This window comes from Asticcacaulis sp. (genome assembly GCA_024707255.1).
Lineage (GTDB): Bacteria > Pseudomonadota > Alphaproteobacteria > Caulobacterales > Caulobacteraceae > Asticcacaulis.
This window is the reverse complement of the sequence record JANQAC010000002.1, coordinates 66,815-89,354: the sequence shown is the minus strand read 5'-3', so window position 1 is coordinate 89,354 and position 22,540 is coordinate 66,815. Positions and strand designations below refer to the sequence as shown.

Here is a 22,540-nt window from a genome sequence, read left to right as displayed (position 1 = left end):
CGCCATGAGCACGATTGACGCCCCCATGCCCACTGCCAGACTGTCCGGCTTCACCGCCTGGCTGGCCAAGGCCCCGCCTGTCGTCTTCGCCCTTTATGGCGGCCTGATGGCGTTCGGCGCCTATTTCGCCATGTATGCCTATCGCAAGCCCTTTTCAGTGGCGAGTTTCACCGATGTGGCCGGCTTCGTGGTTGACTACAAGATCGCGCTCGTCATCTCGCAGGTCTTCGGCTACGCCCTCTCCAAGGTCATTGGCGTCAAGGTGATCTCCGAACTGCCAGGCCGCTACCGCGCCATCGCAATCCTGCTCCTGATCGGCTTTGCCGAGGCCATGCTGGTGGCCTTCGCCGCAGTGCCCGCGCCGTACAATATTGCGTGCCTGTTTTTCAACGGCCTGTCGCTCGGCCTGATCTGGGGGCTGGTGTTCGGCTTCCTCGAAGGTCGTCGCGTCTCGGAAATCCTCGGCTCGATCCTGTGCGCCAGCTTCATCGTTTCGTCGGGCGTGGTCAAATCGGTCGGCAAATGGGTGATGCTGGAGCACTATGCCACCGAATTCTGGATGCCAGCCGTCACCGGCCTGATCTTCGCCCCGCTGCTGCTGATCTGCGTACTGGGCCTGTCGCAACTGCCGCCGCCCTCACCGCAAGACGAGGCCGCCCGCGTGGTGCGCGCACCGATGAACAAGGCCGCCCGCAAGGCGACCTTCGCCGCCTACGCCCCCGGCCTGATCGCCCTGATCATCATCTATATTGGCCTGACCGCCCTGCGCGACTTCCGCGACAACTTCGCCGCCGAAATCTGGACCGACCTCGGCTTCAAGGACAATGCCGAGATCTTCACTGCCTCCGAACTGCCGATCGGCATTGTCGTGCTGGCGGCCATGTGCCTGCTGGCCCTGTTCAGGAACAACCGCCTGGCCTTTATGGCCAACCTGGTCATGGTCGGCATCGGGCTGGTGCTGGCCGCCGCCTCGACCTTCGCTTTCCAGGCCCACATACTGGGTCCGGTATGGTGGATGATCCTGCTCGGCGGCGGGCTTTATCTGGCCTATACGCCGTTCAATGCCCTGCTGTTCGATCGCTTCATCGCCGCCAGCGGCCTGTTGGGCACGGCCGGCTTCCTGATCTATGTCGCCGATGCCAGCGGCTATCTCGGATCGGTCGCCCTGCTTTTGTTCAAGAACTTCAGCGACATGACCCTGCCGTGGGCGCAGTTCCTGATGGCCTCGGCCTATGGCACAGCGGCTGTGGGGCTTGTGCTGCTGGGCTACAGCGTCGCCTATTTCACTCGACGTTTACATGCCAAATGAAACCGAGAAATACCAAGATCGGTAAAGTCAATGCTCCCGCAGGACGAAGTTGATCGTCCCCGCCCCGACAAGTGCGCGGCGTCCAGGTAAAAGCACTATGCGAACACGACGTTTTAACGGGTAAAGCAAACGGGGGAGGCATAGGAGGTGGGTCAATGGCTCGCCCAATCAAGTTTGTAAATGGTTGAAAGATTTCCACCGTCGTTTGGCCCTTGACCGTGGCTTAGCAAGGCAGCCCAACATAGTTTTCAGTGATCGATTTCTGAGATGCGGCGCTGGTACGAATATAGCTGAGGTCGGCCTTCCAGACGCGGCTGAGCGCGCGATCGGTATATGCTTTGAGGCCCCGCTCCTCGCCGCGCTTGTGATAGGCAATCAGCGCATCGGCCAGATAGCTGAAAGCCCCCGATATGGTGGCTTTTTTAGTAGGTTTGCGGGGGGCGCTGCCAACGAGGCTTGCACATACTAACCCTCGTCGAGCTAATCCCGGATCGGTGCCGCAAGATTTTCACTTTGCGACTAAATGAATTCCGCTTTGAGGCCCAAAAGGAAGCGCCATCTTTTTTTATTTCGGACTGAGGCCATGAGATTCCGAAAATCGATCTGATCGTCACGAAGTGGCGTCAGGAGCAAAGTGTCTGGAGCCCCTACATCGACTTCATTTCGTCATGACGCTAACCTTATTTGTCGTCCCGATAATCGGCATGCCTATCGGGGCTTTATAAATATTGTGCAGCGAGCCTCATTTCGCCCCCGATCTTTCCACTGAAAATTTTGACGGCTCGGGATTTACCACAGAGCAGAAACAACCCCCCCCCTTTTAATTATAAGATAAATAGGATAACAAATATAGAAATACGCAATTGTAAGATAATAAGAGGAACACATGACAGGGCGAAACTGGATTATGGCCAGTACGACCGCGCTGGTAGCCGGCGCGTTTGCGACAAGCGGGCACTGCGCCGAAGCCAAACGTGCCGAATTCGGCAAGCTTAAGGACGGCAAGGTCGTTGAAGCCATCACTCTCAGCAATCACAAGGGCACCTCGGCCACCATCATTACCTACGGCGCCAGCCTTCAGGCCCTGGTGACCCCGGACCGCAGCGGCAAGCCCGCCGATATCGCGCTCGGCTATGCCGACCTCGATCACTATGTCTCCAATCCCCAATATTTTGGCGCCACGGTCGGGCGATTCGCCAATCGCATCGCCAGGGGGAAGTACAAGGTCGATGGCAAGGCCTACCAGGCGCCGGTCAATAATGGCGTCAATTCCCTGCACGGTGGCACCAAGGGCTTCGACAAGGTCAACTGGACCGTGATGAAGGTGGCGGACGGCGACAACGCCTCAGTCGAGCTGGAATATGTCAGCCCCGATGGCGACATGGGCTATCCCGGCCAGATGACGGTTCACGCCACCTATTTATTAAATGAAAACAATGAGTTGACGATCAAATATACGGCGACCACGACCAAGACGACCATCGTCAATATCACCAACCACGCCTACTGGAACCTCAACGGCGAAGGCTCGGTCCATAGCGTCAATGACTCGAAATTGACCTTACTGGCCGACAGCTACCTGCCAACCGATTCCGGCGCCATCCCGACCGGCGAAGTGCGTAAAGTCGAGGGTACGGCCTTCGATTTCCGCACCCCAACAGCCATCGGCGCGCGCGTCCGTGACGCTTCCGATCAACAACTGGTCTACGGCCGCGGCTATGACCACAACTGGGTGGCCAGCCGCGAAAAAACAGCCGCGCCGCGCCTGATGGCCGTGGTCGAGGACGACGCTTCGGGGCGCAAGCTCGAACTGCTGTCCGACCAGCCCGGCATCCAGTTCTATTCCGGGAACTTCCTTGACGGCACCTCGTCTGGCAAGTCGGGCGGTATCTACCGCGAAGGCGATGCCTTTGTGCTGGAGCCACAGATCTTCCCCGACACGCCTAACCAGCCGGCCTTCGGTTCGGCCCTGCTGCATCCGGGCGAAACCTATTCCAATACGCTGATCTACCGCTTCAGCACGCAATAAGATCTGGAGAGAATTTCCGAATGAAAATGACATCTGCAATGAAGGCATTTGTAGTGGCGAGTACCCTGACCTTATCGACCCAGGGGCTTTATGCCACCGTTCATGCCGAGACGGCCCGCTGGTCAGCGGCGGCGGCCAATCAGTGGTACGCGAAGCAGCGTTGGCTGGTCGGCTCCAATTTCCTGCCGACCGATGCTATCAACCAGTTCGAGATGTGGCAGGCCGAAACCTTCAATCCGACCGAGATCGACAAGGAATTCGGTTACGCCGAAGGCATCGGCATGAACACCATGCGTATCTTCCTGCAGGACCAGCTATGGGCGCAGGACCCGGAAGGGTTCAAGAAGCGCATCAATATCGTGCTCGACCTGGCCGCCAAGCATCATATCAAGCCGATGCTCGTCCTGTTCGATTCCTGCTGGGATCCGAACCCGAAACTGGGGCCGCAGCACCCGCCGATCCCCGGCGTGCACAATTCCGGCTGGGTGCAGTCGCCCGGTACGGCGGGCCTGATGGATGAGGCCGGCTGGGGCAGGTACGAGGCTTACGTCAAGGGCATTGTCGGCGCCTTTGCGAAGGATGATCGTATCCTGGCCTGGGATGTGTGGAACGAGCCCGACAATCAGGGGGGCGGCAACTATCAGCAGCTAGATGAGGCCACCAAGACGGCTCAGGTGGCCAAGCTGCTGCCGCAGGTCTTTGCCTGGGCGCGGACGCAAGACCCGATCCAGCCCCTGACTTCAGGCGTATGGCACAATGAAGACTGGTCGCCGAACGGCAAGCTGAATGCAGTCGAGCGCGTGCAGATCGATCAGTCCGATGTGATAAGCTTCCACAGCTATGATTGGCCGGAACGCCTGGAAGAACGCATCAAGTCGCTGCAACCCTATGGCCGTCCGCTGATCATGACCGAGTACATGGCGCGCGGCAACGGCTCGACCTTCGACACGGCCCTGCCTATGGCGCGCAAGTATAATGTGGGGGCCATCAACTGGGGCTTTGTGCTGGGCAAGAGCCAGACCAACATGCCGTGGGATTCATGGGAAAAACCCTACACGAAAAGCCCGCCGACCCTTTGGTTCCATGATATCTTCTATGCCGATGGCAAGCCTTACCGGCCGGCCGAAACGGCGCAGATCAGGGCGATGACGGCCGAAGCCGAAAAAACGTTCAGGAAGAAATAGGGAAAAGCCGGGAAATATCTCCCGGCTTTTATACTGGCTGAGTGGCCATGCCGGCGGTTCGGATATAGTCCCTGTGGGAGGGCAATCCTTCGGCAGCATTTTCGATCAGGCTGCGGAAGCGGGTAAGCCAGGCCATGCCGTCCGTCTTCCGGTAGGCGGCCAGCGGATCGTTTCGTTCGGGGAAATGGAGCTGCCCGATATGCACGGCCAGCCAGGAGTGCATACCGAACAGGTCGAGTTCCTTGCTGGGAATCTTTCCGTATCGCCGGAAAAGATCGATGGAATTCTTCAGGGAGTCCGGAATATCCATATGGGCGCAGTACCGCCACAGCGGGGAATCATCGCGCCCGGTCAGCTTGTAATGCAGGATGATGAAATCGCGGATGCGCTCGAATTCTGTCAAGGTCAGGCGGTTGAATTCATCCTGCAAGACAGGATCGAAGTCACGGTCAGGAAACAGGGTCAGGAGCTTGGCGATACTCGACTGGATCAGGTAGAGGCTCGTCGATTCCAGCGGCTCCATGAACCCGCTCGCCAGACCGATCGCGATGACGTTCCTGTTCCAGAACCGGCGGCGGCGCCCGGTCGTAAAGGCGAGCGGGCGTGGCGTCGCCAGCGGCTCGCCATCGAGATTATCGAGCAGGAGGCGGGCGGCTTCTTCATCGCTGATGAATTGCGACGCATAGACATGGCCATTGCCGGTGCGGTACTGCAGAGGAATGCGCCACTGCCAGCCAGCATGGTGCGCCGTCGAGCGAGTATAGGGCGTCAACTCAGCGGAAGACGCACAGGGCACGGCCAGAGCGCGATCGCAAGGCAGCCAGTGAGACCAGTTTTCATATCCCGTTTTCAGGGCGCCTTCGATGAGCAGGCCACGGAACCCGGAGCAATCGATAAACAGGTCGCCCGCAACGACCCGGCCATCCGTCAGCGTGACTGATCTGACGTGGCCGGACTCTGGATCGAGCGTGACATCGACAATCCTGCCTTCCTGCCGGCTGACATTCTTGCCCTCCGCATAGGCGCGCAGCATGGCGGCATAGAGGCCGGCATCGAAATGGTAGGCATATTCATAGGTCGACAGCACATGGCGCGGATCGTGCGAAGGCGGTGCAAACCGATTCCGCTTCGCCGCCGACCAGGCCATGCAGTAGTCATCGAGCGAGGTGACCTGGCCGCCTTCATATGCTTTCAGCCAGTAGTGGTGCAGGTTGACCAGGTCGAACGGCCGCCCGAAGGTGCCGAACGGATGGAAATAGGAATGCCCCTGCCTGCCCCAGTTGACGAACTGGATGCCCAGCTTGAACGAGGCCTGGGTGGCCCGCACAAAATCGGTTTCATTTATACCGAGCGTCTGGTTGAAACGAAGAATCGGCGGGATCGTCGCCTCTCCCACTCCGACCGTGCCGATATCTTCCGACTCGATCAGGGTGATGGCACAGCCGTACTGCAAGGCCTTGCCAAGGGCAGAGGCGGTCATCCAGCCGGCCGATCCGCCACCCACAATGACAATATTCCGAATCTGGCGGTCCATTTTTCTCCGGCGAGCGCTTATGTCTGCGCCGTCGGGGGAAGGTCTGCCCTGCGTCCGGCAAGTTGTTGGTTCGTTGCGCTATATGCCGGCGTAACACCGGAATAGGGCAATGACAATAAATTTGTACGATAATAACGACAAATGAATTAGCCAGAAGCACGACCAGGGAAACCAAGGGTAAAATGTGCGCAACGGGCGTTTGGGATCACCACACTAAACCAGACACGCCACCTAATGAAAATAAAAAGTATTATAATTGTTAAGGGCTTGCGCTAAACCCATCTCAATCCCGGCGCCCTTTTCCGCTCGAGCGGTCCTTTCGGAGCCCTACATGACTGAAATAACTGGGCAATTTAAATTGTAGCATAATTGCATCATTTCGCCCGCGCCTTTCGCTGAACGAAAGAAATCAATTGCATCAATAATCATATAAATCATATACCAAGTCCAACACGCTTGGCCACGAAGCGTCAATCTGAACTAAAAGCAGGAACAGGGAATGAAACTCAAAGCTTATATCCTCGCCACAGCCTCGACCATGTCTATCCTGTCATGGGGCGGTGTCGCCATGGCGCAAGACAGCCAGCCGGCCGCCACCACTCAGACCTCGGAAGCGACCGGCGACACCAATGACGCCGGCACAACGGTCGTCGTAACCGGCATGCGTCGCAGCGCCGCCTCGTCGCGCGCTCTCAAGCGAAATTCCGATCAGATCGTCGACGCCGTTGTGTCGGCCGAAATCGGCAAGCTGCCGGATACCACCGTGTCGGACTCGCTGGCCCGCGTGACCGGCATCACCGTCGGCCGTAATGGCGGCGAAGCCGACAGCGTCCTGGTGCGCGGGCTTCCAAACATCGCCACCAGCTACAATGGCCGCGATATCTTTACCGCCGAAGGCCGTTTCGTCGCCTCGCAGGATTTCGCCGCCGGTAACGTCGCCGCCCTGGAAGTCTACAAGTCAACGACCGCCGACCAGGTTGAAGGCGGCATAGCCGGCCTGATCAACGTCCGCGGCCGCCGCCCGTTCGATTTCAGCGGCCGCGAAATCTCCGGCATGGTCAACTATCTGTATGCCAACCAATCCAAGAAGTATTCGCCCAACGGCAACTTTCTGATCAGCGATCGCTGGATGACCGGCATGGGTGAAGTCGGCGCGCTGCTGAACGTCTCCTACAACCGCTTCCAGTATCTCGACTCGACCCGTACCCTGGGCGGATTCATCAGTGCCAATGTCGACGGTCACCGCTTTGGTGACGACCCCGGCATCAACTACTCCCAGCATGACCGCGAACGTCCGTCGGCCAACGCCGCCCTGCAATGGCGCCCGAGCCAGGAGTTGGATCTGTACGCCGACTTCCTCTACCAGGGCTATAATTCCAAGACCTCCGACCGTAATCTGGAAGTGCCGCTGTGGGGTGGTTCGAACTACAGCGATGTCGAGCTGAGTGACGACGGCAAACAGGTCGAAAGCATGACCGTCACCAACCCGTTCCGTATGCAGGGTTGGCAGGCGGCAACCACCGACCACACCGACACCTGGCAGATGGCCGTGGGCGGCAAATGGAACTCCGGTGACTGGACTCTGAGCGCCGACCTGGCCTCGACTCAGTCGAAATACGTCCTGTCGGTCTACAGCTGGGACTTTGCGGCTGTCCAGAGCGTCAACGGCCAGGCGGTTGTCCAGCCGACTGTCCATATCGACTATAATGCCGATGGCGGCACGAACGTCACGCTCGATAATTTCAACATGACCGATCCCAACAACTGGATCTTCCGCGGCTTCTACGATCGCCAGTTGGCGGCGCGCGGCCGTGATATCCAGTTCCGTACCGATGCTGAATACCGCACCCAACTGTCGTGGCTGCCGAAAGTACGCTTCGGTGTCCGCGCCGTGGAAAGAAAGGCCGGCTTCGACAACGGCGACCGCTACCAGAACGTCGAAGGGATGAACATCACCTTCCCCAATACCGGCCTCGACATCATCACGAGCCAGCCGGGTTTTGTGGGTGATGATTATCCGACGATACGCAGTTGGGCGACGCCGACCTACGCCTCCATTCGTGACAATGTCGCGGCCCTGCGTACCCTGGTCGGTTTCCCACAGGGCGTTCCGCTGTACAATCCGGCCGCGCACTTCACGGCCGACGAAAAGTCCCTGGCTGGGTATCTGGAAGGCAACTACGCCTTCAATCTGGGCAATGTGCCCGTCGATGGCGTCGTGGGCGTGCGCGTCGTCAACAGCAAGGAAAGCGTGACCAGCACGGAACGCACCTCGGACAGCGACTATACGGACACCCTGCCGTCCGCCAGCATGCGCCTGCACCTGACGGACAAGACGCAAATCCGTCTGGCGGCCAACAAGACCCGGACGCGTCCGAACTTCTCTGATCTCAATCCGAACTATGTCGTGAACTCAAGCTATGTCATTCAGTATGACAGCACCAGCCAGCAGTTTTTCCGTGATGGCGGCGGCTCGGGCAATATCGACCTGAAGCCGTACACCTCCAGCAACTTCGATGTGACCTACGAGCATTATTTTGGCACGACCGGCATGTTCGCGGCGGACCTGTTCAACCGCGAGGTTGATGGCTTCATCAACTATACGACCAAGTGGATCACGGACACGACCTTCACCAATAATCCGGCACAGGACCCGAACCGTCCCGATCCGGTTCCCAACACGGACCCGGCGATCTACTATCCGACCGACACGCAGAACGTCCGCCTGACCGTGCCGTACAATGCCGCCCATGTTGGCTTCAAGGGCGCGGAAGTACAGTTCAGCACCTTCTTCGACTTTGACTTCCTGCCGACCTGGGCCAGTAATTTCGGCATCCAGGCCAACGCGACCTATATGGACAGCCATGTAAAGAACACACCGGAAGCCATCGCCAACGGCAGTGCCAAGCAGGACCAGAACCAGGCGGGTGTTTCGCGCCTGACCGGCAACCTGACCGGTATGTACGAAAATGGCTCGTGGTCGGCCCGCCTGACCTATAATGCCCGCAGCCGCTGGCTCAGCTACTGCGACACCAGCGCCAACTGGGGTGGCAATGAGGGCTGCGTCTATGTGAAGGGCACCCAGCGCGTCGACTTCTCCGGCAGTTACAAGGTTTCGGATAATGTCTCGCTGAGCGTCGACCTCAATAACCTGTTCGCCAAGCCGATGCAGACCTATCGCGTCGCGACCAATGCGGTTGGCGGCATCCAGGGCGGCCAGTACACCCTCGGTGTCCGTACCGAAGAAACCGTCTACTCGGTCGGTGTCCACTTCCACTACTAGATTGCGCGCGGCGCCTGCGGCTATTTCCCGGCCGCGGGCGTCCGGCTTCTCCCTCCAGCTTGTTCCCTAAATTCGCTGGCACTCAAGCCTCCCGGCCTCGTTCACCCCGAGGCGGGGAGGCTTTTTTTCTGCTTTTCCGCCGGCAATATTCTTGCGCAAAATTACGAAAATTCTGTTGTCTATCAATGATATCTTGTTTATGGTCGGATAAATAATATAATTAAGGGAGTGGAAAATGATTTGCAGGATTTCCATCTGTCTGCCGGCGCTGGCTACCGCCCTCATGGCCATGGCGCCGCTGGGGGCCAAGGCCGAAGCCCCATCCGCCAATACCTATACCAATCCACTCCTGCCTTCGGGGCCCGACCCCTGGGTGACGCGCGATGGCGGCACCTATTATTACATGCACACCCTGGGCAACAAAATCACCATCTGGAAGACCAACGACCTTACGCGGCTTGAGAAGGCCAAGCGCAAGAGCTGGATTCCGCCGCGCGACGCCGCCAATTCCATCTCCATCTGGGCGCCGGAACTGCACAAGATCGACGGCAAATGGTATCTCTACTACACCGCCGCCGAAGCCGGTCATGACGACGATGCGCACCGTGGCGTGTTCGTGCTGGAAAATGCGAATGCCGATCCCACGGATGGCAACTGGATCGACAAGGGCCAGGTCAATACCGCCCTGCACGGTATTGACGGCACCACCTTCGAATATGGTGGCAAGCGCTATTTCATCTATTCGGCCTATGCCGGCAAGGACAGCGTGCTGAGTATCTCGCTTATGTCTAATCCGTGGACGCTGACGGGGGGCGAGACCATCATCGCCATCCCCGACCAGCCGTGGGAGCGCCAGGGCGGCCGCCAGATCGTCGAAGGTCCGGAATTCCTGCCGGGACCGGATGGTCAGCTATTCATCACCTATTCCGCCAGCGCCTGCTGGTCGGATGACTATGCGCTGGGCTTTCTGAGTGCGCCCAGGGGCAGCGACCCAACCGATCCGAAAGCCTGGACGAAATCACCGCAGCCGGTCCTGTCCAAATCGGTTGCCAATGGCGTCTATGCCACGGGCCACAACGGCTTCTTCACCTCGCCCGACGGCAAGACCAATTGGATCATCTACCACGCCAATTCCGGCCCCGGCATGGGTTGTTCCCCGAAGCGCGCCCCGCATATCCAGCCATTCACCTGGACGCCAACGGACGCCCGGCATTCGGCGAACCAGTGAAAGAAGGCGTACCGCTGGAAGCCCCCAGATAGGAACCGCAAACCTGCGCTGCCTTTCCCGCCTTTGCGGGATGGGCTATGGGTGAACCCCGGCGTTGCCCCGACGCCATCCCAATCCAGATGTATTGACGCATGCCTCCGATTTCAGAAGGTCTTGAATTCCGTAATGTCGCCAAGGCTTTCGGCGACACGAAGCTGTTCAGGGACATTTCATTCCATATCAATCGGGGCGAGTTCTTCGTCATCCTCGGCCCCTCGGGCTGCGGCAAGACGACCCTTCTGCGCCTGATCGCCGGGCTCGATTCCATTGATGGTGGCGAGGTCCGACTGAACGGGCGTCCAGTCCAGGCCCTGCCGGCCGCAGAGCGCGGCATCGCCATGGTCTTCCAGGATTTCGCCCTCTATCCGCACATGAGTGTGCGCGACAACCTGTCCTTTGGCCTGCAGAACCTCAAGCTGCCCCCGGCCGAAATTGCCCAGCGCATCTCACGAACCGCTGACATGCTGAGCCTGAGCGATATGCTCGATCGCCGGCCAGCCACCCTTTCCGGCGGCCAGAAGCAGCGCGTTGCCCTGGCCCGCGCCCTGGTCAAGAAACCTGACCTCTTGCTGATGGACGAACCCCTCTCCAGCCTCGATCCGGCGCTTAGGTTGAAGACCCGGCGCGAACTGGCCCGGCTCAGCCAGACCCTGGCGGCGACCGTCGTGATGGTAACGCACGACCAGGTCGAGGCCATGACCCTGGCGCACCGCATCATGGTGTTGCACGATCACGAAATCCAGCAAATCGGTACGCCACAGGAAATCTTCACCCGCCCGGCCAATCTCTTCGTCGCCCGTTTCATCGGCGCCACACCGATGAACCTGCTGGAAGGCGATGTCCGGCGCGGCAAGGCCGATCTTGCCGAATTCATCGTCGCTACCGGCGTCGTCATCCCCACACGCATTCCCTTCGATGCCCTGCCGGTTCACCAGAGCTGGCGCCTCGGCCTGCGAGCGGAACACGTAACCGTATCGGCGCCGCGCAAACCGGCCTTTCTGGCGCATATCGATTTCATCGAACGCCTGGGAGAGCATTCATTCGTGCATTCCCGTCTGGAAAACGGCCGTGAGATCGTGGCTGAAGCACCCGGCCTGAGCCCGCTCCAGCCAGGAGATGCGATCGGCCTGAAACTGGACGGCGCCCACGCGCACCTGTTCGACAAGGACGGCGTGGCCTACCACCCGTCCGTAGTGGTCGCGTCGTCATGAGGATCGCGCGCCGACATTTCACGCCATGGAACAATTTCCTGTTCGCCGTGCCCTTTCTCGTCATCTATGTCTGGCTGCTGGTCTATCCGCTGCTGGCCGGAATGCGCCTCAGCCTGTTCCGCGCCAACCTGTTCGGTGGCGAACACTTCATCGGCCTGGAAAACTACACGCGCCTCCTGCGCGACCCCACCTTCCTGCAGGCCATGGGCAACAGCGTTCTGTTCGTACTTTTGTGCGTTCCACCACTCGTCGGCATAGCCCTGGCCCTGGCATTGGCCCTGAATCGCGCCGGCCGTTTCGTCGCCTTCGTGCGCAGCGTCGTCTTCGCCTCGTCGGTCCTGTCGGTGACCGTCCTGACCATTGTCTGGCGCCAGGTTCTGACGCCGGATGGCGGCCTGATCAGCCATGTCAGCGCCATGCTTGGCCTGCCGGCGATTGCCTTCTTCAGCGACCCGCATCTGGTACTGGTCAGCATGGCCTTCATTACCATCTGGTGGGGACTGGGCCTGCCGATGATCCTCTTTCTGTCTGCGCTCCAGCAATTGCCACCTAGCGTCTATGAAGCCGCGTCCATGGACTATGCCTCGCCGTGGACCGTGTTTCGCCGCATAACCCTGCCTCTGCTGACACCGACCCTGGTGATTGTGGCCGCCTATGAATGCGCCCTGCAGTTTCAGCTGTTCGGGCAGCCGCAACTGCTGACCGAAGGCGGCCCGAATGGCGCCTCGCGGCCGATGGTGCTGTATATCTACGAGACCGGCTTCAATCACTGGGATGTCGGCTATGCCGCCGCCGCCTCGCAGATCCTGTTCGCCCTGATCGTCGGCGTGGCCCTGGTGCCGCAGCTCGGCCAACGACTATGGGGGCGCGCATGAAGGTGTTAGCCAGCCTGTCAGCCTCGCGCCGGGTGTGGAATGATATCCGACGGGTGTTCTGCGGCCTGGTCCTCGTGGCCATGCTGCTGCCGCTCGTCTGGGCGGTCTTCCTGTCGTTGCGAACCAATACGGATCTGGCGCGCCATGTGTCGTTCAATCCGCTTGGCCCCTACACGCTGAACAATTACCGCGAACTGACCGGCAACCTCGCGCTCATGCGCTGGTTCCTCAATTCGCTGCTGGTCTCCGCTCTCGGCGTCGTTGGCGTCCTGTCCCTGTCTTCACTGGCGGGCTATGCCTTCGGCCGCCTGCCCTTCCCCGGCCGCAACTGGATCTATGGCTTTGTGCTGCTGGGCCTCGCCATTCCGGACCAGTCGGTCATCCTGACGCGCCACCACATCTTCAGTACGCTGCATTGGCACAACTCCTATGCGGCGCTCGTCCTGCCGGGACTTTCAGCGCCTTTCGGCGTCTTCCTGATGACTGAGACCTTTCGCGCCCTGCCCAAGGGCCTTGAGGACGCTGCCCGCCTCGACCACGCATCGACCTTCCGCATTTTCTGGCGCATCCTGCTGCCGCAAACCATACCGGCACAGGCCAGCCTGGGCATCTATACCTTCCTGCTGTCATGGAACGACTACTGGTGGCCGCTGATCTCGGCCACACGGTCGGACATGTATACCCTGACCGAAGGCATGGCCGCGGCGCAGACCAACTATGTCGAAATCACCGGTTTGGGCGTGCTGATGGCCGAGGCCGTTATGGCGGGCCTGCCGGTGCTGATCATCTACTGCCTCTTCCAGCACCATATCGTGCGCGCGGTGACCGGCGTGGTGAAGCTATGAACCGGCGCGGACTACTGGCCCTGATGGGCGCCTCCGCCCTGGCCGGATGCCAAAAGCCGGACGCACGCACGCCGCTGACGGTCCAGCGTATCTTTGGCGACTGCCGCGCCCACGTACCGAAATTCGGCGCGCCCCTCAGCAATCCCAATGGCGAATGCGAACTGGTCACAGGCCTGCTCGATCGCTTCGAGCTGGAAAACCCCGATATCCGCCTGACGGTCAATGCCGTGGCATGGCCGGGCTATAATCAGTTATCTGCCCAGATTGCGGCGGACGACGCGCCGGACGTCGTCACCATGCACATGGCCGTCATCCCCGACTACCAGACGCACAAGCTCCTGATGCCGCTGACGGTCGGCCTGAAACGCGTGGGCATTACGCCGGATCAGTTCACGCCGGTGGCGCGCCGTGCGGTGACTATGGATGGTGATATCTACGGCCTGCCGTTCGATGCCTGGACGCAACTGTTCCATATCAACCTCAACCTGTTCCGCAAGGCAGGACTGCTGACGAAGGACGATCGCCCGATCCTGCCTTCGAGCCCGCAGGAATTGCTGGATCAGGCCCGGCAATTCCGTGCCGCCACCGGCAAGCCCTATTTCGTGCAGTCCATGGTCAACGAGAAGGCGGCCTATGCCCGCAATCTCTATACCTACCTGCTGGCCCAGAACCAGGTCATCTTCCCGGACCCGCAACACATCCGCCTGAATACGCCGCAGGCCCGCCAGATCGTCGACCTGTTCCGGCAGATCTACACCGAGAACATGACCACTAAGGACCAGGAATATGCCGCTGCCACGGCCACCTTCATCAATGGCGGCGGCGGGGTCTATATCGTCGGCACCTGGATGATCGGCGCGTTCGATGACGAGGCCGCCCAGCCCGGGCGGCCACTCTACAAGGGCTACAGCGTCATGCCCTATCCGGAACTGTTCGGCGGCGGCCCGTCGGCCTTCGTCGATGGCCATGCCTGGGTCATGCCGGTGAAGCGGCGGTCCACCGCCCAGACCGAGGCCGCCTTCCGCCTGCTCAAATACCTGGCCCAGCACGAAATCCAGTGGACGCAATCCGGACACCTGACCTCCATGGAGGCGGTTGCGCTCAATCCAGCCTATCGCAACCAGCCGCACCGCGCCGACCTGGTCGCCATCACCTCCTATGGCCGCGGTCTGCCGATCGATGTGCAGCGCCAGTTCGCCATCCAGGAAGTGCTGAGCGACGAGCTGGCTTCGGCCATAGCCGGCCTGAAACCCACGGACCAGGCGCTGGGCGACGCCGAGCGCCGTATCAATGACATGCTGACCAACCTGTCCTGAAAGAGATTTGCCATGCTTCGATTAATGCTTCTCGCGGCCGCTGCCTTGGCCCTCGTCTCCGGTCCCGCCCGCGCGGCCACCCCGGTTTTGGACATCGATTTTCCCGACCCGCTGGTCCTGCCGGTCGATGGCGGCCTGGTCGCCTATTCGACCAATGGCAAGCACGACGGCAAGCGGCTGAACGTGCCGTTTTCGCGCTCAGCCGATGGCAGGAACTGGAGCGCGCCGACCGATGCCATGCCGGAGCTGCCGCGCTGGGTGCGATCGGGCGGACCCGACATCTGGGCGCCGGAAGTCATGAAAATCGGCGACAAGTACGTCATGTATTTCACGGGCCGGCACAAGACGCGGATGCGCCCGGACGGCCTGACCCTGTGCGTCGGCGTGGCAGTTTCCGACACACCCGAAGGCCCCTTCAAGCCGCAATCGGCGCCCCTGACCTGCGGCGGCGAGCTTGGCGTGATAGACCCAAGCCCTTTCCGCGACGGCGATGACCTGTGGCTCTACGTCAAGACCGACGGCAACTGCTGCGGCGTGCCGATCGGTATTATCGCCCAGCGCCTGACTGCTGATGGCCAGCACCTGGAGGGACAGCCGGCCCTGGTTACCGGCGTGACCAACGACCAGTCGTGGGAGGGCGGTGTGGTCGAAGGCGAGCAGATGATCAAGCACGGCGACAAATACTACATGATCTATGCCGCCAATGATTATGGCAGCGACAAGTACGCCACCGGCTATGCCGTCTGCAATGGCCCGGTCGGTCCCTGCCATGACGCACCGGAAAACCCGATCCTGAAGAGCCAGCCGGACCTGGTGGGGCCGGGTCATCAGAGTGTCTTCGACTTTCAGGGGCGGACCTGGATCGCCTACCATGCCTGGCGCAACAGCGATGACGCTCGCCACCGCTACAGGGCCATGTATGTCTCGCCGCTGGACTGGGTCGATGACAAGCCGGTGATCACGCCCTGAGACCTGGGCCCTGAGACTTATGCCTTCAGCTTGTTCAGGGCTTCCTGTTCGTAGATGACCACCAGCACGTCATTGACGATCAGGTGCATGGCGTCATAGGCGCGGCGGGCATCGCGGTCGAAGATCGCCTTCATGATGTTCTCATGGGCCTCGATGTTCGGCGTTACGCCATTGACCCGCGTGGTGAAGGAGATCGACGTCATCAGCGCTGTGCGGATCAGTTCCTGGAACTGGTAATAGAACGGATTGCCGGACGCGTAGAGGATCGAGACATGGAAATCGATGTCGGCCTCAGTGGGATCGCCCTCTCCGCCATCGGCCAGCACCATCCGGTCGAAAGCCTTCTTGATGCGCTGGAGATCATCATAACCGGCGCTGCCTGACGCCAGTTCGGCGGCCTTGGGCTCGATGGAGACGCGCAGCTCGGTAAATTGCCGCAGCAGTTGCAGGGAGAACTTGCGTTCCAGCAGCCAGCGCAGGACGTCCTTGTCGAGCAGATTCCAGTTCCGTGTGGCCTGGATGATCGTGCCCTGTCGTGGGCGGGCGGCGAGCAGACCCTTGGCTGTCAGCATCTTGACGGCTTCGCGCGTGACCGAGCGGCTGACCTTGTACTGGTCGGCCAGTTGGGCCTCCGTCGGGAAGCTCTTGTTGTCGTAGAAACCAGTGACAATAGCCTTGCCCACATGATCCAGCAGGCCCACCGTCAGATTACGCCCCAAAAGGGAATTAGGGTCGCTGTCTTTTTCAACAAACATTCAGTGATCTACCTGCCGGATAACATCTTCTGCAACTGTAAGCACAAAACATTTAAATAGAAAGTTCAGATCACATTTATCTGCTAAATTAGAGGAGGCGATTAATTTCGCAGGCGCGAATGTCTTGAAGCATTTAATTTACGTCGCCCGCCGCAATATTTTCATCGGAAACGCGTAGAGACTTTGTAAAGACCGGCGTCGGCAGAGTGTCGTTGCAGCCCGCAGCGATAAAACTGTTCATCGCCGATGGCATTGGAATTTCATCTGGATGTTACTGGCAGCGATCTCTGACACCTGCCCCTCTTGCGAAGAACGCGGAATCTTACATTTATAAATGTCCGCATTGGGTCAAAAATGACCGGTCGCCTTCGCCCCAAAGGCGACATACATGTCGATCAGACTAGCCGGATAAATATCAGCGACTTCTGCTATTCATGAGAAACCTCACGTGGAATCGGCAGCCCGTCCATACATAAGGCCATGCTTAGTGGAGCTATCCTTCGAACAAGGGCTTCCTTATTGGATAGAAGACAAACATGGGCGATGCCAGGCAAGGCATTGGTCAATCCATCATAACCTGGAACGCGGCAGTGGCCGGTTTCGGCCTGTTGGGTGCCAAGGTCAATGTCCACGCCTTTGCCGTTCCAATCCCAGAACCAGTTGTTCCAATGCGCGACTGTGCTGGGCGGGTGTCAATTTCGCCATGACTCCCTGATCGTTCAACCCTATGTGTGCGCCGGGATCGCCGTTTTCGCAGAAGACGAAATGATTGAACATCGTCTTCCAGACGGCACGCTGTCGCACCGGCATATCGCGCACCAGCAGCATGGCGTGCAGCAAGGCGCCGTATGGCGCCTGAAGATGAGACGGCGCCTCATTCCACCAGTAGTTCACCAGAACATTCAGCGTGGACAGGCTGCGAACATGATGCCACCAGCCGTAGGGGATATAGATCGCGTCGCCCGGCTCCAGTTCGGCGATATACCCGGCAGCCAGAGCGTCCCGCAGTTTTGGGAATCTCTGAAAGTCTGGCCGCTCAATATCTGCCAGGCTGACAGGTGAGCCGGCCAGGGTCTGCTCGAAAGGTCCGATATAAAGATTGGGCAACTGATCCGGCGGAAGCAGGGTAAAGCGCCTTTTCCCGGCCACGACGACAGCGATATTATCCGACAGGTCGTAATGGGTCTGGACACGCACGGCATTGCCGATCCAGATGCGCGGCCGGGTTAAGGCGGGGAGCAATGGGTTGAGGTTCTGTTCCGGAAACCCCGGCAGGATCGCATCGACCGGCGTGGACTGGCTATAAAGCGCCGGCGGCGGGGCTTGCGTTTCCGCCAGCAGGCGATTCAGAACCTCAGCCAGCGACGCCTGTCCCTTCCGGAAGTTGCGCGTACGCAGGCTATCGCCGTAAAAGAATTCGCCTTTGACATCAGGCGCGGCAGACAAATATTCAACCGCCGCGCCACTGTCAAAATGGCGCATGTAATCAACCATGGCCTGGTCCGATCGTCCCCCGGCCGTGACCGACGGCCAATCCCCGCACAGCCCGCGCAAGACGACCGGTTCGTTCGCCGGGACGATATCGTTCCAGAACGTCTCGTGCGTGACGCCGGTCAGACTCTTGCAGGGCTGCATGGCTATTTTTGTAACCGAGCCAGGCCCCAAGTGACGACGACCGGCTGTTCATTGGCCGCGCTGTCATCCGTCGCCAGCAGTTCGATGATCTTGTGACCGGCAATATCGGCGGAGATATCGCGGGCCGCGTCGCCGAATTTAAGCGGCGGCGTTTTAGCGACCAGCTTGCCGTCAGCATATACGGCGAAGGTCACGGCGCGATCGCGGTTCGACGTGGAATCATCGACGCCGACCGTAGCGCGGAAAGTGCTGTAACCGTCATTTTTCACCTGCATCAGCGAATTGCCAAGTACGCCGATGCCGCTGTCATAGGTATGGTCGCCAATCTGCAAGGCTTGCGCATAGGGCGTCATATCTGCCTGCGCGCCGCCCCAGCCGGCATATTGCGGGCGTGAACCGCCCGAGCGCGTGCCGGCCCACGGATCGATCATCCGGTGCACGGTCGGATCAAGCTGAGGCTCACGCACGCCATCGTCGGCCACATTGATGGCGCCGGGGATTTCCGACAGGTAGACGCCATCCGTCAGTTCGCGCGCGCCCTGAACCGAGAAGACGCGGGTTTCATGCGGCGCCAGTTCGACTTCGGTCTCACCGGTGAAGGCGATGCCGGCTTTCGACCACAGGTCGGTGAGCTGAACCGGCGCTTCACCCTTCAGTTTCAGGTGGCTGGCCAGCAGGTTCACCTTGGTGGGCGAGGCCGTGCGATTGAACAAGGCCACGACCTTGTGCCCGTCAGCCATGGTCTTGACGAGAATCTGCGCGTCGTCGGAATCGTAGGCGACAATCGCCTGGTTGCCGGCGGGGTCCTGATTGACGGCGATCAGGTCACTATTGCCCCAGATGTCGAGCAGCGATTGCGGCGCCTGGCGCAGGTCGTAACTGATCAGCAGTGGCGCATTTATCATGGCCCACAGCGTGAAGTGCGTGCGTGCCTCGGTCAGGTGATCGGCATCGAAATCGCCGGCGCCGATGAACAGGATGTCCGGATCGTTCCAGTGGCCAGGCCCGGCATAGAGCGCGCGCTTCACCGCGCTGTCGTAATTGTGCAGCATGCTCGACCAGTTCGGCGTGATGTCGCTGGAGGTCCGCCACGAACTGCCGACATCCTTGCCCCATTCGCGGACATTGGCCATGCCCCAGTTGCACATCGAGAAGACGTAGTCATTATCCGGATTGGCCTGCTTCAGGGCGGCGGCCACTGCGGCATAGCGCTGCTCCACTCTGGCGCTGTCTGTGCGATTGAGCGAAGCGCGGTCGATTTCCGGCGTCAGGCCGATATAGCCGTTGTCCTTCACCAGCTTCGAATCCGGTGCGAAATCTGCCAGGCCGCAGGCATCGACCTTTAGGTAATCAAAGCCCCATTCCTTGAAATAGAGATTGATGTCCTGCGACACATGGCCATCGAGGCCGACCTGGCGCTCCTCGACCGTGCCTTCCGGCAGGTTGGGCGAATGCAGATCATAGGCTTGCGAACAGGCATTATGGCCGACATCGGTATAGAGTCCGGCCTTCAGGCCCATACTATGCAAACGGTCGGTAAAGCCGCGGAAGCTGGTGGTGCCGTCGGGTGTCTTCGCCGAAGGAAATATCTGCGTGCGGATGATCATTCGCCCGTCGGTGAGGCGGCGCTTCAGCCACCAGCCATCATCGAGATTGACATAGGTGTAGCCCTTCTTCGCCAGGCCGTCATCGACGAGAGCCTGCGCCGCGCCCATCACCTTGGCCTCATCGACCTCGGTGCGGAAAGCGTTCCAGCTGTTCCAACCCATGGGCGGCGTCTTCGCGGCGCCGTCCGTATTGCCCAGCCACACGCCCTTTGCCACAGGCTGAGCCAGAGCCGAAAATGGCATTGCCAGGGCCATCACGGCACCGGCGATCAGGAGTTTGGTTTTGAGTGTCATGAGAATGTCCCTGTTTATTTATTGTTGCCGGTCAGTGCCCTGATCTCGGCGTTCCAGTAGGATGGCAGATCGCCATAGGTATCGAAGCCCGCCTGCCAGTCGCCACTGACATCTATCACGTAGAGATAGTCCGGCGCATAGACGTCGGAAGCACGCAAGACGGCCTCCAATTCCTTACCGGTCGGAATGTTGTTGATGATATGCCAGACCTCGGTGCCATTGGTTTTTGCCTGATCGGTGGCCGCCTTGATCTGCTTGTAATCATTGACATAGTGCCGGCCGTCATTCTCGAACAGCACGATCATCTCGCCTGGCGCAGTGGCGGCAACGGCACAGATGTCAGGCATCCCGACATTGAATATGATCTTTCCACCGGGTCGGTACTTGGCAACGAGTGCCCGCAGCTTTTCGTATTCGGCACTGAACAGGGCGCAGTCATAATCGGCCGGTGCGGTTTCATCAAAAAAGATGCCCTGAAGGTCCGGCATTTTCTCGAAATAGATCTTCACCTGCGACTCGATCCGTTCCCAGGTCTGGCACTTGCCGTCCGAATTGCAGTCGTGACTGAAATAGCCAGTCGGCACATAGCCATAGAGGCGAATATCGTGCTTTTTGGCTCGGCGGAAGACATCCTTATAGACGCCGATATTGTCAACCGGCGTAGCGACAGAGTCCTCCACCAGTATACCGCTGGAAGGGTTGATCAGGGCCACCGTATGATCGGGGATGTGGTCGAAATTCTCGACTCGCTGACCCCAGTAGCTGACCACGGCCAGTTTTGGCGTTGCCGCCGCCACGGCGGGCGTCAGCCATATCAGGAGAAGCAAAAGACAGGTCTTCATTGGCGGCCTTTCAGATGAGAAATGTACTGACTATGTGTGGGCAGGGCCGAGGCGCGCTGGCCAATCATCTTGCGCAACTGCCCCATCCGGTTCAGGAACTCCTCCCGCGGCATGGCGTCGGCCAGGGGGTGATAGGTTTTCGGACGCAGCCCCTGCCCCATCAGCACGGAAAACCAGCTCGACTCCTTGAAAAGATCCTGGGGAAATTCGAGCAGCACCCCGTCGCTTTTAAAAGCCTCCAGCCGCATTTGCAGCCGGTCGGGGATATCCATGTCGCGGCACATGCGCCAGAACGGCGTGTCGTCACGTTCCGTCAGCTTGTAATGGGCAATCAGGAAATCGCGGACGCATTCATATTCGGCGTTCATGTCGTCATTGAACTTCGACCGAACACCGGCATTTACCGGCCCGCGCGGGAACAACGCCATCAGGCGCGCCAGGGCACTCTGGACCAGATAGATCGAAGTCGATTCCAGGGCTCCAGGAACCCGGACGCCAGGCCGAGCGAAACGACATTCTTTTCCCACATGCGGGTGCGGTGGCCGGCCGTGAACCGGAGCACGCGCGGTTCGGCCTGAGCCTTGCCTTCCAACCGACTGAGCAAGCTTTGGGTGGCTTCGTCTTCGGCGGCAAAACCATCGCAAAAGACATATCCATTGCCTGTCCGGTGCTGGAGCGGAATCCGCCACTGCCAGCCGGCCTCATAGGCCGTGACGCGGGTAAAGGGCGAAGGCGCGCCCGCCGTTTCGCACGGCGCAACAACCGCACGATTGCACGGCAGCCACTGGCTCCAGTCCTGAAAATGAACACCCAGTGTCTTGCCGATCAGCAGGGCGGCGAAACCGGAGCAATCGATAAACAGATCGCCTTCAATCGTCCGGTCGTCTTCGAGTATCAGGCTCGTGATATCGCCTGTCTCAGGGTTGCGATGCACGTCGTTTACCCGCCCCTCGACCCGCCTGACGCCACGCGCCTCGCTGTAACGCCTGAGAAAGGCGGCATAGAGGGTGGCGTCGAACTGATACGCCTTGTTGAGCTTGATCTGCGGCAGGTCGGTCTGGGTCGGACCACATCGTCCCGAGCGGATCGCCAGGGTTTCCATATTGAACTGGCCGTAGTCCTTAGCGCCCTCGTGGACCGCCAGTCGCAGCCAGTAGTGATGAAAGCCAATACCCTCCATGTTCACGCCATAGGCACCAAACGGATGCAGATAGCTGTGACCTTTCCGGGTCCAGTCGACAAACTCGATACCCAGCTTGAAAGTGGCCTCTGTCTCACGAACGAGATCGGCTTCATCGATACCAAGAATGGCATTGAACAGGTTGATCATCGGGATGGTCGATTCTCCGACGCCGACCGTGCCGATTTCGGCGGATTCAACCAGCGTGACGGAGAGGCTTGCGCCATAGACCTTGGCCAGGCAGGCCGCCGCCATCCAGCCGGCTGTCCCTCCGCCCAGAATGACGACTTTTTGGAGTTTGGCGTCCGTCATGTCTTATCTGCTCTTAAAATGAAAAAAGTGGCGCGCAGCCGATCGGCTGCGCGCCCGGAGTACAACCATGCCACCGGGGAACGGCGGGAGAAA

The 22,540-nt window shown here is 59.7% G+C and carries 15 protein-coding genes and 1 pseudogene; 10 read left to right on the top strand and 6 right to left on the bottom strand.

What is annotated here, in order from left to right:
- Positions 1-4: 4 nt before the first annotated feature.
- The 3 genes from NVV72_11745 (at position 5) to NVV72_11735 (ending at position 4,522) form a co-directional block, all read left to right on the top strand.
- Entirely contained in the window at positions 5-1,309 is a 1,305-nt protein-coding gene (locus tag NVV72_11745) for a DUF5690 family protein (protein ID MCR6659966.1), read from the top strand.
- 907 nt (positions 1,310-2,216) lie between these two features.
- Positions 2,217-3,338 carry a galactose mutarotase gene (locus NVV72_11740; protein ID MCR6659965.1) on the top strand — a complete coding sequence of 374 codons (1,122 nt, stop codon included), beginning with the start codon at positions 2,217-2,219 and terminating at the stop codon, positions 3,336-3,338.
- A 20-nt stretch (positions 3,339-3,358) separates the two neighbouring features.
- Positions 3,359-4,522: a cellulase family glycosylhydrolase gene (locus NVV72_11735; protein MCR6659964.1), complete on the top strand. Its 1,164-nt coding sequence runs from the start codon at positions 3,359-3,361 to the stop codon at positions 4,520-4,522.
- Positions 4,523-4,550: 28 nt separating this feature from the next.
- Here the strand turns inward: NVV72_11735 and NVV72_11730 are convergent, their stop codons facing one another.
- Positions 4,551-6,056 (bottom strand): tryptophan 7-halogenase, encoded by a 1,506-nt coding sequence (locus NVV72_11730; GenBank protein ID MCR6659963.1) that lies wholly within the window; start codon positions 6,054-6,056, stop codon positions 4,551-4,553.
- Positions 6,057-6,555: 499 nt separating this feature from the next.
- On the opposite strand from NVV72_11730, the gene NVV72_11725 reads away from it, so the two are divergent.
- The 7 genes from NVV72_11725 (at position 6,556) to NVV72_11695 (ending at position 15,822) form a co-directional block, all read left to right on the top strand.
- Positions 6,556-9,339: a TonB-dependent receptor gene (locus NVV72_11725; GenBank protein ID MCR6659962.1), complete on the top strand. Its 2,784-nt coding sequence runs from the start codon at positions 6,556-6,558 to the stop codon at positions 9,337-9,339.
- Between the two features lie 235 nt (positions 9,340-9,574).
- The gene (locus NVV72_11720; GenBank protein ID MCR6659961.1) at positions 9,575-10,567 is read left to right on the top strand and encodes a glycoside hydrolase family 43 protein; all 993 of its coding nucleotides are present in this window, start codon (positions 9,575-9,577) and stop codon (positions 10,565-10,567) included.
- 131 nt (positions 10,568-10,698) lie between these two features.
- A complete protein-coding gene (locus NVV72_11715; GenBank protein ID MCR6659960.1) occupies positions 10,699-11,817 on the top strand; it encodes an ABC transporter ATP-binding protein in 1,119 nt (372 codons plus the stop codon).
- The gene (locus NVV72_11710; GenBank protein ID MCR6659959.1) at positions 11,814-12,692 is read left to right on the top strand and encodes a sugar ABC transporter permease; all 879 of its coding nucleotides are present in this window, start codon (positions 11,814-11,816) and stop codon (positions 12,690-12,692) included. Before NVV72_11715 ends, NVV72_11710 begins: the two co-directional genes overlap by 4 nt.
- On the top strand, positions 12,689-13,537 hold the full coding sequence (locus NVV72_11705) for a carbohydrate ABC transporter permease (protein ID MCR6659958.1): 849 nt from the start codon (positions 12,689-12,691) through the stop codon (positions 13,535-13,537). Before NVV72_11710 ends, NVV72_11705 begins: the two co-directional genes overlap by 4 nt.
- Positions 13,534-14,853 (top strand): extracellular solute-binding protein, encoded by a 1,320-nt coding sequence (locus NVV72_11700; protein MCR6659957.1) that lies wholly within the window; start codon positions 13,534-13,536, stop codon positions 14,851-14,853. The genes NVV72_11705 and NVV72_11700 overlap by 4 nt, the downstream gene beginning before the upstream one ends.
- Before the next feature lie 12 nt (positions 14,854-14,865).
- On the top strand, positions 14,866-15,822 hold the full coding sequence (locus NVV72_11695; protein ID MCR6659956.1) for a glycoside hydrolase family 43 protein: 957 nt from the start codon (positions 14,866-14,868) through the stop codon (positions 15,820-15,822).
- A 17-nt stretch (positions 15,823-15,839) separates the two neighbouring features.
- Here the strand turns inward: NVV72_11695 and NVV72_11690 are convergent, their stop codons facing one another.
- The 5 genes and pseudogenes from NVV72_11690 to NVV72_11670 form a co-directional block, all read right to left on the bottom strand.
- Positions 15,840-16,577, bottom strand: a complete 738-nt coding sequence (locus NVV72_11690) for a FadR family transcriptional regulator (GenBank protein ID MCR6659955.1) — start codon at positions 16,575-16,577, stop codon at positions 15,840-15,842.
- A 621-nt stretch (positions 16,578-17,198) separates the two neighbouring features.
- The gene (locus tag NVV72_11685) at positions 17,199-18,212 is read right to left on the bottom strand and encodes a cupin-like domain-containing protein (protein MCR6659954.1); all 1,014 of its coding nucleotides are present in this window, start codon (positions 18,210-18,212) and stop codon (positions 17,199-17,201) included.
- A gap of 2 nt (positions 18,213-18,214) precedes the next feature.
- Positions 18,215-20,113 (bottom strand): NPCBM/NEW2 domain-containing protein, encoded by a 1,899-nt coding sequence (locus tag NVV72_11680; GenBank protein ID MCR6659953.1) that lies wholly within the window; start codon positions 20,111-20,113, stop codon positions 18,215-18,217.
- 14 nt (positions 20,114-20,127) lie between these two features.
- Positions 20,128-20,955 (bottom strand): spherulation-specific family 4 protein, encoded by an 828-nt coding sequence (locus NVV72_11675; protein MCR6659952.1) that lies wholly within the window; start codon positions 20,953-20,955, stop codon positions 20,128-20,130.
- Positions 20,952-22,390, bottom strand: a pseudogene (locus NVV72_11670) (tryptophan 7-halogenase). The gene NVV72_11675 and the pseudogene NVV72_11670 overlap by 4 nt, the downstream one beginning before the upstream one ends.
- Between the last annotated feature and the right edge of the window lie 150 nt (positions 22,391-22,540).

Bases quoted from the DNA above. Each gene is read 5' to 3' on its own strand.
- NVV72_11730 (MCR6659963.1), bottom strand. From the start codon at position 6,056: ATGGACCGCCAGATTCGGAATATTGTCATTGTGGGTGGCGGATCGGCC.
- NVV72_11725 (MCR6659962.1), top strand. From the start codon at position 6,556: ATGAAACTCAAAGCTTATATCCTCGCCACAGCCTCGACCATGTCTATC.
- NVV72_11690 (MCR6659955.1), bottom strand. From the start codon at position 16,577: ATGTTTGTTGAAAAAGACAGCGACCCTAATTCCCTTTTGGGGCGTAAT.
- NVV72_11735 (MCR6659964.1), top strand. From the start codon at position 3,359: ATGAAAATGACATCTGCAATGAAGGCATTTGTAGTGGCGAGTACCCTG.
- NVV72_11680 (MCR6659953.1), bottom strand. From the start codon at position 20,113: ATGACACTCAAAACCAAACTCCTGATCGCCGGTGCCGTGATGGCCCTG.
- NVV72_11740 (MCR6659965.1), top strand. From the start codon at position 2,217: ATGGCCAGTACGACCGCGCTGGTAGCCGGCGCGTTTGCGACAAGCGGG.
- NVV72_11675 (MCR6659952.1), bottom strand. From the start codon at position 20,955: ATGAAGACCTGTCTTTTGCTTCTCCTGATATGGCTGACGCCCGCCGTG.
- NVV72_11720 (MCR6659961.1), top strand. From the start codon at position 9,575: ATGATTTGCAGGATTTCCATCTGTCTGCCGGCGCTGGCTACCGCCCTC.
- NVV72_11685 (MCR6659954.1), bottom strand. From the start codon at position 18,212: ATGCAGCCCTGCAAGAGTCTGACCGGCGTCACGCACGAGACGTTCTGG.
- NVV72_11695 (MCR6659956.1), top strand. From the start codon at position 14,866: ATGCTTCGATTAATGCTTCTCGCGGCCGCTGCCTTGGCCCTCGTCTCC.
- NVV72_11715 (MCR6659960.1), top strand. From the start codon at position 10,699: ATGCCTCCGATTTCAGAAGGTCTTGAATTCCGTAATGTCGCCAAGGCT.
- NVV72_11710 (MCR6659959.1), top strand. From the start codon at position 11,814: ATGAGGATCGCGCGCCGACATTTCACGCCATGGAACAATTTCCTGTTC.
- NVV72_11700 (MCR6659957.1), top strand. From the start codon at position 13,534: ATGAACCGGCGCGGACTACTGGCCCTGATGGGCGCCTCCGCCCTGGCC.
- NVV72_11705 (MCR6659958.1), top strand. From the start codon at position 12,689: ATGAAGGTGTTAGCCAGCCTGTCAGCCTCGCGCCGGGTGTGGAATGAT.
- NVV72_11745 (MCR6659966.1), top strand. From the start codon at position 5: ATGAGCACGATTGACGCCCCCATGCCCACTGCCAGACTGTCCGGCTTC.